Origin of the sequence: Clostridium sp. 1001283B150225_161107_B6, from assembly GCF_015556325.1 — a bacterium.
In the GTDB taxonomy this organism is placed as follows: domain Bacteria; phylum Bacillota; class Clostridia; order Lachnospirales; family Lachnospiraceae; genus Enterocloster.
In genome coordinates, this window is sequence record NZ_JADNMD010000004.1 from 334,017 (window position 1) to 346,457 (window position 12,441).

Consider the following 12,441-nt stretch of genomic DNA (forward strand, 5'->3'; position numbering starts at 1 on the left):
AGTATGGATGAGGGCGGGGGCATAGATAATTCCGTTGGTTTCAGGATGGAAATACCTATAAAAATGGCGTGGGAAACAGCGGAAAAAGGGGGATTTGTTTATTCTATGGACAGGGGAAAATGAATAGAGATTAACTATTATACATCTCTGAAAAGCCATGGTAAACTCATATCGTTATGAAGAAATTACCAGTGAGGAGGTGAAAAAATGGAGGAAAAGCATAAGCTTAACAGTCAGGAAAGGCAGGTTAACAGGATGATTACGGGCGTCAGAAGACAGGACAGGCGAAACTGGAAAAAGCTGTCGGGAGAAGGATTTAATTATTATACTCCTGCAGCCGTGGCAGTGATAGCGGTCATATGGTTTTTCGGCGCTCATATAACGAATAACTTTTTCATATTCCCTACCTTAGAGAGTGTGGTTTACAGCGTATTCGACAGCCTTCGGGATTTATATGTCCTGCGCAATATAGGAATAACCATGAGACGCGTGCTGACAGGCGTCATGTATGCCTGTCTGATTGGATTTCCCATAGGCCTGCTGATGGGGTATTCCCCCAAACTGATGAAAGCCATAGCGCCGTTCATCAATTCCCTGCGCCAGGTGCCGATTATGGCGTGGGTGCCCCTTTCCATTGTATGGTTTGGCCTGGGCGACGGACCTACGATTTTTATGATTGCCTTCAGCGGGGTATTTACCCTTATCCTGAATACGATTGCAGGAGTACAGGATATCAGCCGGGATTATTACCACGCAGTGAGAAGCATGGGTGCGAGCACATGGGACGTAATCAGGGATGTAATCATGCCGGGCGCCTTACCGGGAGTGATTACAGGCATAAGACTGGCTATCAGCGCGGGATGGATGTCCGTCATATGAGCGGAGTTCATCGCGACGAGTGCCGGGTTCGGTTACTGTATGGTAGAGGCGCAAGGCCGTATGAGGACGGATGTCATGATGGCGTACATGATTATTGCAGGACTGATAGGCTTTGTGATTGACAAGGGGATGCTGCTGATTGAGTCAATCCTCTTAAAATGGAAAGTGGATTAATACTTTATAATTGAAGGAGCGGACAAATGAAAAAGAAACGAGTGTTTTCAAGCGTCCTTGCAATCGGAGTGCTGGTAACGGCGCTGGCGGGGTGCAAGGACAGTACTCAGACAAGTGTGACCGTTTCCACCGACTATGACCCTGTTGTGGAGGCCGCCAAATATAAGGATATACTTGGCGAGATTCCGGCAGCGGATAAGGATTTTGTGGTGGAGATGGGATATAACAACTGCGACCACATGGTGGCGGCGCTTGTGGGGCAGGGAGCGGGAATCTATGACGCCCTGGGACTGAAGGTCAATATTACGAAGACAGGCAAGATTGCAGAGGCCATGTCTTCAGGTGAAATGGATGTCGGGTATCTGGGAATTGACAGCGCCATTGACGCATCCAAGAACGGAGCACCGCTTTATATGGCGGCTGCGAACCATCTGGGAGGTTCCCGGTATCTGGTTGTGAGCAATGATATTACCGACCCGGAGCAGCTTAAGGGACAGAAGCTTGCCATCGGAGGCGAGAGCGTTAAATACCGTCCGGAGTGGCACACATGGGCGGAGGAACTGGGCTTGTCCCCGGACCCGGCAGACGGGGAATACGAAGCTATCTCCATGGGCTCGTCCGATGCACTGATAGCGATGAAGGCAGGTCAGCTGGCTGCCTTTACCTGCTGAGACCCCTATGCCTCACAGGCAGAGTCCGAAGGTATCGGACATATTATGTGTACAGGATGGGGAGCTGATATCTCCTCTGATAAGGAAACAGGATGGGGTATGTGCTGCGTATATGCAATGCAGCAGGATTTTGCCAAGGAACATGAAGAACTGGCCAAGAGACTTGTACTGGCTCACGGGCTTGCCATACAGTATATGTATCTTCACCCGTACAATGCATCCATGATTTTTGCGGATACATTTGGCACCACGCAGATTGTCGGACTCAGAACCATGTACATGAAATGCGTAAAAGAAGGACGCACCATTACATGGGAATTCAGCGAGGATAATATCAAAAACCGTTTCGCCCAGTATGACAAATTCAATATTGACCCGGAACAGAGGACAAGCCTTGACACGCTGGAAGAGTTCTGCCAGCCGGAGTGGGTGGAAAAGGCCAATCTGGGAAGCTTTGATGTGTTCGCGCAGTCCATTGATTTGGATAAGAATTTCCCCTTGGGAATGGAGTACGAGGACTGGCTGAAAAAGGCAATGGAAATTGACCACATCACGGACGAGCAGCTTGCACAGGATGCTGCAAAGGCAGCGGAAGGCCATGAGGCACAGCTGAAGGCGGAGCAGGAAGCGCGTGATAAAAAGGCGGCGGAGCAGGCGGCTGAGAAAGCGGCAGAGACAACGGCCGGACAGAGCGACCATAAACATTAAGAAAAAACAAGCACAAGAGAGGATGTATGGATTTGGGACAGAATGTTCAGGCAAAGTTTAATGAAAAGCAGAATGAGGTACGTATTGCCATCATGAACTTCATAATTGATAATAAGAGGCCCTTTCACATGAAACAGGACGGGTATGAGGCACTAAAGGGAATAAGCCTTTCCGGCAAGGATGAATTTGAGGACATTTTGGATGTCCTTCACTCCAGGGATGGTTTTTCCGCGGATGAGGAGGGGAACATCAACTTCATTTATCCGGTATCCGCACTGCCCACTGCGCACCGCGTCACACTTGCCGATGGCAGGGAATTCTCGGCCATGTGCGCCATAGATGCCATTGGAGCCACGTTTACGTTTCATGAGGATACGCAGATTCATTCATCCTGCTGTGTATGCGGAAATGATGTGTATGTGGAAATGAAAAACGGGGAGTGCGCAAAACATCGGCCTGAAGGCTTATATGCGCTCTCCTTCTGTCTGGAGGAGATAACCAACTGGGCAGGTTCGTGCTGAAACGCCATGAATTTCTTCTGTACGGAGAACGAGTTTGACGAATATGCACATGATATGGGGCTTGATATGGAAAAGGTAATCAAAGCAGATATCAGCCTTGCAGTAAAGGAAGCAAGGGAGACGTTCCTTGTATAAAAAGGGGTGTGACTGGGATGGAAAAAAGAGGTGTATGCGGGATGTGCCACAATAAATGTGATATAGTGGCAACCCTGGAATCCGGAAAGCTTGTAAAGGTGGAGGCGGATTCCCAATCCCCCAGGGGACGGGTCTGTCCCCGTGGGAAGAAATCGCCGGAAATTGTGTACAGCCATAAAAGGATACTGCATCCTCTGATTCGGTGCGGGGAAAAAGGAGAAGGAACCTTCCGCCGCGCCACATGGGATGAGGCCCTTACATATGCGGCCAGGGGGTTTCTGGATATAATCAGGGAACATGGGCCTGAGGCACTGGCCAGCTATTACGGCGGGAGCGGGCTGGAAGACAGTATGTGTGCAAATGCTGGTCTGTTCCGGGTGTTCGGCTCGCCCAACGATATGGGGCCGGGCTCCATCTGCAATACCTCCTCCTGCGTGTTCACGCCCCTGACCACCTATGGCGTCACAGAGGCCATGCTGGTAAAAGATATCGGGCACAGTGAAATCATTTTTTGCTGGGGTAAAAACCCAAAGACGGATTCCGGTCCGCTGTCCGCCTACCGGGCCATTGCGGATGCAAAGAAACGGGGTGCGAAACTGGTTGTCATAGACCCCTGCAAGGCAGGGATGGGAGAAATGGCTGATATATGGGTGCCAATCATCCCAGGAGCCGACGGGGCCCTTGCAATGGCCATGACAAAGCTGATACTGGAGAGACATCTGTACGACGAAGGGTTTGTAAAGAATTATACCAGAGGATTTGAAGCTTATAAAGCGTACCTGGATACCCTGTCCGTTGGCCGGCTTTCAAAGTACTGCGGAATACCGGTTCAGACCATAGAGGAGCTTACCCGGCTGTTTGTCTCAACGGAGAAGATAAGCCTTGTTTCATATACCGGGCTGGAATATCAGCTCAGCGGAGTGCAGAATAACCGCGCCATCCAGATTCTGTGGGCCATAACAGGCAAGGTGGATGTGGAGGGCGGTATCTATATTAACGGGTCCGCAATTCCCACTGTAAAACCGGCGCCAAAGCAGGAAATCATGCCTGTTGGGGCGGATAAATACCCGGTATTCTATGCCCTGACCGGATGCGGCCAGTTCATGGAATTCCCCAATGCAGTGCTTCACGGTGAGCCGTATCCGGTCAGAGGACTTTTAATCCGGGCGGCATCTCCTGCCATTTCCTACCCGGAACAGGAGCTGTGGCGCCAGGTATACAGGAAACTGGATTTCATGGTGGTCCTGGACCGCTTTATGACTGAGGATGCAAGGTATGCGGATGTGGTATTGCCCGCCACCACGCTGTGGGAAAATGATTCATTCTGCGAATATCCGGGCGGCATACGTCTGAGGGAACAGATAATCGGGCCTGTAGGGGAAGCAAAGGCGGATGTGTTCATTTACCAGCAGCTGGCGGAATATATGGGCAGGCCGGATGCATTCCCGAAGAATAAGGAAGAGCTCTATGAACGGGCCTTTAAAGGCAGGGAAGCCCTTTTTAAGCGGCTGAAAGAGCATCCCGAGGGCATTGTACTTGAAAAGAAGCGGACCTACAGGAAATATGAGACAGGTGAACTCAGGGCCGACGGCGGGAAGGGATTCCCCACCCCCTCCGGCAAGTTTGAGATATCGTCCACGCTATTGGAAGATATGGGGTATACGGGATATCCTGTTTATAAGGATATAAGCGGGGTGGCGGGATTAAAAGACGGATTTGAGTTTGTCATGACATGCGGTAACAGAAGTCCGGTCAGATACAGTTCCTTTGGCCCCAATATAGAGGCGCTGGCAGTCCTTGACCCATATCCAACAGCAGATATTGACCCTTCGGACGCCGGACGCATGGGTATAGAAGACGGATGCAAAGTGGATGTGGAGACTGCCTTTGGTACAAAGCGGTTCCGGGCCAGAATCACGCCCATGCATCCGGGGACAATCCATGTGTTTTCGGGGGGCGGAAGCAGCTATCATTCAAAGGAGTGGAGAGAGGGCAATATCAATGATGTAAACAGCATGAAAATCAGGGATGAGGTATCCGGTTTTCCTGCTTTTAAGGCCATTCCGTGCAGAATCAGCAAATCCCGGATTCAGGATTGACAGATGGCGCGGCGTCTGCACGGACAGAGTGAAACGTAAACAGCAAAAGGCCGGATATAAATCAGAGGGACTGGATTTCCACGTTGGGAATCCGGTCCTTTTTGCAGAATCCAGGATTGTATGCGGTCCAATCCTGTAAATAGGCGCCGTAAATAACAGGAAACAGTTGAAATGTCACGGAAAAACATATAAAATGGGGTGTAAACTTAAGAGCAGGATAAGGAGCTTTGGATAAATCATGAGAAGACGAATCGTCATCATAGGAGGCGGGGCCTCAGGACTGGTTGCTGCCATTGGCGCGGCCGGCAGCGGGGCTGACGTGACTATTGTGGAACACATGGACCGTGTGGGAAAGAAAATCCTGTCCACAGGCAACGGCAGGTGCAACCTGACCAACCTTAGGATGGAGGCGGACTGTTACCGCTGCGGCCAGGAGGGGTTTCCCATGGAGGTCATCCGGGGCTTTGGGGTGGACAAGACCCTGGCATTTTTCAAAGGTCTTGGAATAGAGCCAAAGGACAGGAACGGATATATCTATCCCAATTCGGACCAGGCATCCGCAGTGCTGGACGTGCTCCGCTGTGAGGTGGAGCGCCTGGGCGTGGTGGTGCTGCTTTCTTGTAATGTGGAGAAGATAGTGCCGGTTGATGGGAATAAAGATGGAAAAGTGGGCGGAGAATTCAAAAATAAAGCCAAAAAATCAGTAAAGGTGGAGGAGGATTCCAACCAGCCAGCCGGCGGCAGGGTCCGCTACAAAGTGTACACGGACCAGGGCGTATTGGATGCAGATGCGGTCATCCTGGCGGCCGGCTCCAAGGCGGCCCCGTCCACCGGCTCGGACGGAAGCGGATATGAGCTGGCAAAGATGCTGGGGCACCGGGTAATCAAGCCGCTTCCCGCCCTGGTGCAGCTGCGGTGCCAGGGAAATATGTACAGGCAGATGGCGGGTATCCGTACGGATGCCAGGGTAAAGCTTATGGCGGCCAATGAACTGCTGGCCCAGGACAGGGGGGAACTGCAGCTGACAGACTACGGCCTGTCCGGCATCCCGGTATTCCAGGTCAGCCGCTTTGCGGCCAGGGCCCTGGACCAGGGAAAAAAGGTCACTGCTTTGGTGGACTTTATGCCGTCCTGGGATGACGGCGAGGCTTTTGGGCTGCTTAAAAAGCGGGCAGCCCTTCTGGGCCACAAGACGGCGGAGGAACTGTTTACAGGCCTGCTGAACAAGAAACTGGCTCTGGTGCTCATTAAGCTGGCAGGCATTCAATCCTCCCGGAAAGCAGGGGAATTGTCTTCCAGACAGCTGAAACTGCTTCTGGAACAGATAAAGACCTATGAAGCCATTGTCATGTCGGTGAATCCCTTTGCCAATGCCCAGGTGTGCTGCGGCGGCGTGGATACCAGGGAGGTAGATGCATCCACCATGGAATCCAGACTTCACGATAATCTGTATCTGGCAGGAGAACTTCTGGATGTGGACGGAATCTGCGGCGGATACAACCTGCAGTTTGCCTGGTCCAGCGGTATGACGGCAGGGATACATGCAGCAAACGGAAAGAGGAACAGGAAATGATTCGTATTAATCAGTTAAAGATGCCCCTGGGACACGACAGGGCAGGCCTTTTGGATAAGGCTGCCAGAATGCTGCATGTTCCGGCAGGGGAGATAGAGAAGCTTGCCATTATCAAGCAGTCTGTGGATGCCAGAAAAAAGCCGGATATACGGTACAGTTATGTGGTGGACATAGGAATCAGGCAGGCCGGACAGCAGAAGGAAGAAAAGCTGGTGCGCAGGCTGAAGGACCGTAATGTAACGGTCCATCAGGAGACGCCTTACCGCCTTCCTGAGCCGGGTACAGAGCCCATGGCCGGCCGGCCGGTTATCATCGGCACCGGACCTGCGGGGCTGTTCTGCGGTCTTATGCTGGCCAGAAAAGGGTACAGGCCCATTCTTCTGGAACGGGGAGAGGATGTGGACGCGCGGACGGAGCGGGTGGCCCGTTTCTGGGAAACAGGGCAGCTGGACCCGTCCTCCAATGTACAGTTCGGGGAGGGCGGGGCAGGGACATTTTCCGATGGAAAGCTTAACACCCTGGTAAAGGATACCTTTGGAAGAAACCGGGAAGTACTGCGCATATTGGCAGAGTTCGGCGGGGACCCGTCTATCCTTTATGTGAATAAGCCCCACATTGGAACCGACGTATTAAGCCGCATTGTCAAAGCCATACGCAGGGAGATTGAAAACCTGGGAGGAGAGGTCCGCTTTCTGAGCCAGGTCACGGATTTCGTGACAGACAGGGAGGCTGGAGAAAACAGGCGGATAGAGGCCCTTGTAATCAACGGCAGCCAGGTCATTGAGACGGAGACAGTGGTTCTGGCCATCGGACACAGCGCCAGGGATACCTTTGAAACCCTGCTGGCCAGGGGCGTTCCCATGGAGCCAAAGGCATTTGCAGTGGGACTCAGGGTGCAGCATCCCCAGACGCTGATAAATGAGAGCCAGTACGGCATGGAGGAATGCAGGGAATTGGGTCCTGCCAGCTACAAGCTCACCTGGAAGGCTCCGGACGGAAGGGGCGTTTACTCCTTCTGCATGTGTCCCGGAGGCTACGTGGTCAATGCATCCTCTGAGACAGGCCGTCTGGCTGTCAACGGCATGAGCTACCATGACAGGGCAGGGGAAAACGCCAACAGTGCCATTATTGTCACTGTCACGCCGGAGGATTTCAGCCGGATGGAGACAGGGCCCGGAGGGGAGAAGGGCTGTGAGGCGGAGCAGGTACGCGGGATGCCGGGAGATGCCATGTCAGGCATCAGGTTCCAGAGGCGTCTGGAGGAGGCTGCCTTCCGCCTGGGTAAAGGAAACATACCGGTACAGCTCTACGGGGATTTTAAGGCGGGCCAGGTTTCCGGGGACTTTGGAGATGTGAATCCGGCCTTTAAGGGCGGATATGCCTTTGCCAACCTCAGGGAGCTATTCCCGGAACCATTGTCCAGGGCTTTCATGGAAGGCATGGAAGGATTTGGAACCATGATTAGGGGGTTCAACCGGCCGGATGCCATCTTAGCCGGCATTGAAAGCCGCACCTCATCCCCGGTCCGCATTCCCAGGGATGAAAAGATGGAAAGCCCTGTAAAGGGAATCTTTCCCTGCGGGGAGGGCGCAGGCTATGCCGGGGGAATCACCTCAGCGGCCATGGACGGAATCAAGACAGCAGAGGAAATCATACGCAGGTACAGCCCCTTCCCTTCGGCTGTCTGAGCTACTTTTAACGGAAGGGGAAGAGGAAGATTTGCAACATAGAAATTGACGTGACCTTTAAATTGGTGTAAGATAAACAGGAATCGTTTGAAGAGATAAAGGAGTATATCATGGAAACCCAGGAACGTCAGAATCTTGCAGAGAAGCAGAGGATTGTGATTAAGATTGGCTCATCTTCCCTTACCCATGTACAGACAGGGGAAGTGAACCTGATGAAGATAGAGAAGCTGGTGCGGGTCATCAGCGACCTGAGGGGACAGGGAAAGGACGTGGTCCTGGTGTCCTCCGGAGCTATTGCGGCAGGGCGGCAGGCCCTGGGCCATCACAGGAAGCCGGGTTCCCTGGCTGAGAAGCAGGCGTTTGCAGCTGTGGGCCAGGCCAGGCTCATGATGATTTACCAGAAGCTTTTTGCGGAATACAACCAGACAGCGGCCCAGGTTCTTCTCACAAAGGATACCATGGTCAATGATTCTTCCAGGTACAATGCCCAGAACACCTTTGACGAGCTGCTGAATCTGGGAACCATACCCATTGTCAATGAAAACGATACGGTGTCCACCTCGGAGATTCCGTATGTGGACAGCTTTGGCGACAATGACCGGCTGTCGGCCATTGTGGCGGCCCTTATCGGAGCAGACCTGCTCATCCTGTTATCCGACATAGACGGCCTTTATACAGATGACCCCAGAGAGAACCCGGAGGCCGGATTCATTAGCCTGGTGCCTGAAATCACGCCTGAATTTTTACGCATGGGCAAGGATACGTCAGGCAGCGATGTGGGTACCGGAGGAATGTCAGCCAAGCTGGCAGCGGCCCGGATTGCCACGGACAGCGGAGCCGATATGGTCATTGCCAACGGAGACCAGGTGGATGTCATACTGGACATTATGTCAGGCAAGGAAAAGGGAACCCTGTTCCTGGCCCACACCAATCTGGATTTTGATTTGATGCATTATCTGAACAATGAATACTAGCAGTCTGCACCCGGCCGGGTGCCAGGACCCTGAAAGAGGTGAATGTATGGACGCGTCAAGGATTGACCGTATCAATGAACTGTATCACAAGTCCCAGGCAGTGGGACTGACGGACCAGGAGAAGGAAGAACAGGCCCGGCTGCGCCAGGAGTATGTGGCAGCCATTCGTGGAAGTCTCCGCAATAACCTGAATAACATATCCATCAAGGAGCCGGACGGCTCCATCACGGATTTGGGAAAGAAACATGGCGGAATCAAGGAAGTCTGATGCATTGTGAAGGGGAGATTATGATGACATTGAATGAAATAGGCAGCCGTGCCAAAGAAGTATCGCGTGTACTGGGTACCCTGGGCTCCAGGGAGAAGAATATGGGACTGGAGGAAGCGGCCAGGGCCTTGCTGGAAGGCGAGGAGGAAATACTTGAGGCCAATTTCCGGGATTACGACAAGGCCAAATCCGACGGCATGAGCCAGGGACTGCTGGACCGCCTTAAGCTGACGCCGGCCAGGGTTCAGGCCATGGCAGACGGCCTGCTGCAGGTGGCCTCCCTGGATGACCCTGTAGGAGAAGTGCTGTCCATGAAGCTTCGCCCCAACGGGCTTCAGATAGGGCAGAAGCGTGTGCCTCTGGGGGTCATCGGTATGATTTATGAGGCCCGTCCCAATGTGACGGCAGACGCATTCGGCCTTTGTTTCAAATCAGGCAATGCAGTTATCTTAAAGGGCGGAAGCGACGCCCTCCACTCCAATATGGCCATTACCCGGTGCCTGCGTGCAGGACTCTCAAGCGCGGGCCTGCCGGAGGACTCGGTCCAGCTGATTGAGGATACCAGCAGGGACACCACCAGGGAACTGATGCGTTTAAACCGGTATATCGATGTGCTCATCCCCAGGGGAGGAGCAGGACTCATAAAGACCGTGGTGGAAAACAGCACCATCCCGGTTATAGAGACAGGCACAGGCAACTGCCATGTGTATGTGGACGCTTCCGCGGACCAGAATATGGCCCTGGACATTATTTTCAATGCCAAGACCCAGAGAATCGGCGTGTGCAATGCATGCGAATCCCTGCTGGTGCACAGAAGCATTGCAGAGGAATTCCTTCCCCTTCTCAGAAAGAAGCTGGAGGAAAAGCAGGTGGAGATTCGGGGAGACGAGGATGCCTGCGCCATTGAGCCGGCCTTTGTCCGGGCCACCCAGGAGGACTGGGGAAGGGAATACCTGGATTATATCCTGTCCTTAAAGCTGGTGGACTCTGTGGATGAGGCTGTCCGCCATATCAATACCTACAATACAGGCCACTCGGAAACAATCGTGACCTCTGATTATTTCAATGCCCAGAAGTTTTTAAACGAGGTGGACGCCGCGGCTGTCTATGTCAACGCCTCCACCCGCTTCACGGACGGTGAGGAATTCGGTTTCGGAGCGGAAATCGGCATCAGCACCCAGAAGCTTCATGCCAGAGGCCCCATGGGCCTTAAGGAACTGACCACCACCAAATACATTATTTACGGGGATGGCCAGATTCGCTGATGACAGCGACAGAGGAGCCGGGCCATTTTACATGTGTTCCCGGCTCCGTCAGACAGAATGCAGGAAAAGAGGAAATATATATGCCCGAAGAGGAAAGCAGGAAGAAAGGGAGCAGAAAACAGCAGGAGGAAGAACCCTTCAGCTGGAAAAAGGAGATTATCAGCTGGATACAGATTATCGTGGCAGCGGTTATCATCGCCCTGGTCCTTAACAACTTTATCATAGCCAACAGCCGTGTTCCAACCGGCTCCATGGAGAACACCATTATGTCCAAGAGCCGCGTTATCGGCTCCAGGCTGTCCTACCTGGCCAGCGACCCTGAGAGGGGTGATGTGGTGATTTTCCATTTTCCGGACGACCCGACGGGAAAAATCTACTACGTGAAGCGTGTCATAGGGCTTCCGGGCGAGACCGTGAACGTGGTGGACGGAAAAGTCTATATCGATGATTCCGACACCCCGCTGGACGAGCCCTATCTTCCCGAACCAATGGAAGGCTCCTATGGTCCCTATACAGTGCCGGAAGGGTGCTATTTCATGATGGGGGACAACAGGAATAATTCCCTGGATGCCCGGTTCTGGAAGAACCAGTTTGTGGAGAAGGACAAGATTATAGCCAAGGTGCTGTTTACGTATTTTCCAAGGATAGAAAAAGTGGAGTAAGGGACAGGATGAAGATAATTATATCGCCTGCCAAAAAAATGAATATCAGGGAAGACGAGCTGGAATGGGCGAATCTTCCCTGTTTCCTTTCAAAGGCAGAAGAACTGAAGAAATACATACAGAATCTGGATTTGGACCGGGCCAGACAGCTGTGGAAGTGCAATGAAACCATAGCCCGGCTTAACTACGGCCGTTTTAAGGATATGGACCTGGAACGGCGCCTGACACCGGCCCTTTTGTCCTATGAGGGAATCCAGTACCAGTACATGGCGCCGGGTGTGTTTGAGCAGGGACAGTGGGACTATGTGCAGGAGCATCTGCGTATCCTGTCCGGGTTTTACGGCATCCTTAGGCCCTTGGACGGTATTGTGCCGTACCGCCTGGAGATGCAGGCAAAGGTGGAACTGCCTTCAGGTATCAGGAGCCTTTATGACTATTGGGGAAGTTCCATTTACCGGGAGCTGGCCGCAGATGAGACGCTGATTGTGAATCTGGCTTCCAGGGAATACAGCAGGGCGGTGGAGCCGTATCTGGAATCCCATATTGAGTATGTGACCTGTGTGTTCGGCACCCTTTCTGAGGATGGAAAGGGCGGTGCCGGGGTAAAGGTGAAAGCCACCGAGGCCAAGATGGCCAGAGGGGAAATGGTCCGGTTCATGGCAGAACGGGACATCCGGGACGCGGAAGGCCTTAAGGATTTTGACCGGCTGGGGTATTGCTACAGCCGGGAGAAATCCGGGGACAGGGAATATGTATTTGTCAAACATGGGAAAAATGAAAGAAAAGAAGAGTAAGCGGAACGTTGGGAAACAATAAAATTGAGA

The 12,441-nt window shown here is 52.7% G+C and carries 11 protein-coding genes; all 11 read left to right on the forward strand.

Annotated features, from left to right (window positions below; translation table 11 throughout):
- Positions 1–255 precede the first annotated feature (255 nt).
- Positions 256–1,053, forward strand: a complete 798-nt coding sequence (gene saoP, locus I2H39_RS12860; protein WP_243129913.1) for an ABC transporter permease subunit SaoP — start codon at positions 256–258, stop codon at positions 1,051–1,053.
- 26 nt (positions 1,054–1,079) lie between these two features.
- Positions 1,080–2,432: an ABC transporter substrate-binding subunit SaoX gene (gene saoX / locus I2H39_RS29480; RefSeq protein WP_275892408.1), complete on the forward strand. Its 1,353-nt coding sequence runs from the start codon at positions 1,080–1,082 to the stop codon at positions 2,430–2,432.
- 26 nt (positions 2,433–2,458) lie between these two features.
- Positions 2,459–3,088, forward strand: coding sequence for a MerB-like organometallic lyase SaoL (gene saoL, locus I2H39_RS12875; protein ID WP_264469614.1), 630 nt, complete (start codon positions 2,459–2,461; stop codon positions 3,086–3,088).
- Between the two features lie 17 nt (positions 3,089–3,105).
- Positions 3,106–5,187 carry a molybdopterin-dependent oxidoreductase gene (locus I2H39_RS12880; protein WP_227146292.1) on the forward strand — a complete coding sequence of 694 codons (2,082 nt, stop codon included), beginning with the start codon at positions 3,106–3,108 and terminating at the stop codon, positions 5,185–5,187.
- Between the two features lie 238 nt (positions 5,188–5,425).
- A complete protein-coding gene (locus I2H39_RS12885) occupies positions 5,426–6,760 on the forward strand; it encodes an NAD(P)/FAD-dependent oxidoreductase (RefSeq protein WP_195626636.1) in 1,335 nt (444 codons plus the stop codon).
- Entirely contained in the window at positions 6,757–8,448 is a 1,692-nt protein-coding gene (locus tag I2H39_RS12890; RefSeq protein WP_138307461.1) for an FAD-dependent protein, read from the forward strand. Before I2H39_RS12885 ends, I2H39_RS12890 begins: the two co-directional genes overlap by 4 nt.
- Before the next feature lie 110 nt (positions 8,449–8,558).
- Positions 8,559–9,422 carry a glutamate 5-kinase gene (gene proB, locus I2H39_RS12895; protein WP_138307459.1) on the forward strand — a complete coding sequence of 288 codons (864 nt, stop codon included), beginning with the start codon at positions 8,559–8,561 and terminating at the stop codon, positions 9,420–9,422.
- A 46-nt stretch (positions 9,423–9,468) separates the two neighbouring features.
- Positions 9,469–9,690, forward strand: coding sequence for a DUF896 domain-containing protein (locus tag I2H39_RS12900; RefSeq protein ID WP_138307457.1), 222 nt, complete (start codon positions 9,469–9,471; stop codon positions 9,688–9,690).
- A 23-nt stretch (positions 9,691–9,713) separates the two neighbouring features.
- Complete coding sequence (locus I2H39_RS12905; protein ID WP_138307530.1) at positions 9,714–10,955, forward strand: glutamate-5-semialdehyde dehydrogenase; 1,242 nt, start codon at positions 9,714–9,716, stop codon at positions 10,953–10,955.
- Positions 10,955–11,617, forward strand: coding sequence for a signal peptidase I (lepB, locus tag I2H39_RS12910; protein ID WP_138307456.1), 663 nt, complete (start codon positions 10,955–10,957; stop codon positions 11,615–11,617). The genes I2H39_RS12905 and lepB overlap by 1 nt, the downstream gene beginning before the upstream one ends.
- An 8-nt stretch (positions 11,618–11,625) precedes the next feature.
- Positions 11,626–12,411: a peroxide stress protein YaaA gene (gene yaaA / locus I2H39_RS12915; RefSeq protein ID WP_195626637.1), complete on the forward strand. Its 786-nt coding sequence runs from the start codon at positions 11,626–11,628 to the stop codon at positions 12,409–12,411.
- The last annotated feature ends 30 nt before the right edge of the window (positions 12,412–12,441 follow it).

Excerpts from the sequence above, each read along its gene's own strand:
- I2H39_RS12880 (WP_227146292.1), top strand. The coding sequence starts at position 3,106 with ATGGAAAAAAGAGGTGTATGCGGGATGTGCCACAATAAATGTGATATA.
- I2H39_RS12885 (WP_195626636.1), top strand. The coding sequence starts at position 5,426 with ATGAGAAGACGAATCGTCATCATAGGAGGCGGGGCCTCAGGACTGGTT.
- I2H39_RS12890 (WP_138307461.1), top strand. The coding sequence starts at position 6,757 with ATGATTCGTATTAATCAGTTAAAGATGCCCCTGGGACACGACAGGGCA.
- proB (WP_138307459.1), top strand. The coding sequence starts at position 8,559 with ATGGAAACCCAGGAACGTCAGAATCTTGCAGAGAAGCAGAGGATTGTG.
- I2H39_RS12900 (WP_138307457.1), top strand. The coding sequence starts at position 9,469 with ATGGACGCGTCAAGGATTGACCGTATCAATGAACTGTATCACAAGTCC.
- I2H39_RS12905 (WP_138307530.1), top strand. The coding sequence starts at position 9,714 with ATGACATTGAATGAAATAGGCAGCCGTGCCAAAGAAGTATCGCGTGTA.
- lepB (WP_138307456.1), top strand. The coding sequence starts at position 10,955 with ATGACAGCGACAGAGGAGCCGGGCCATTTTACATGTGTTCCCGGCTCC.
- yaaA (WP_195626637.1), top strand. The coding sequence starts at position 11,626 with ATGAAGATAATTATATCGCCTGCCAAAAAAATGAATATCAGGGAAGAC.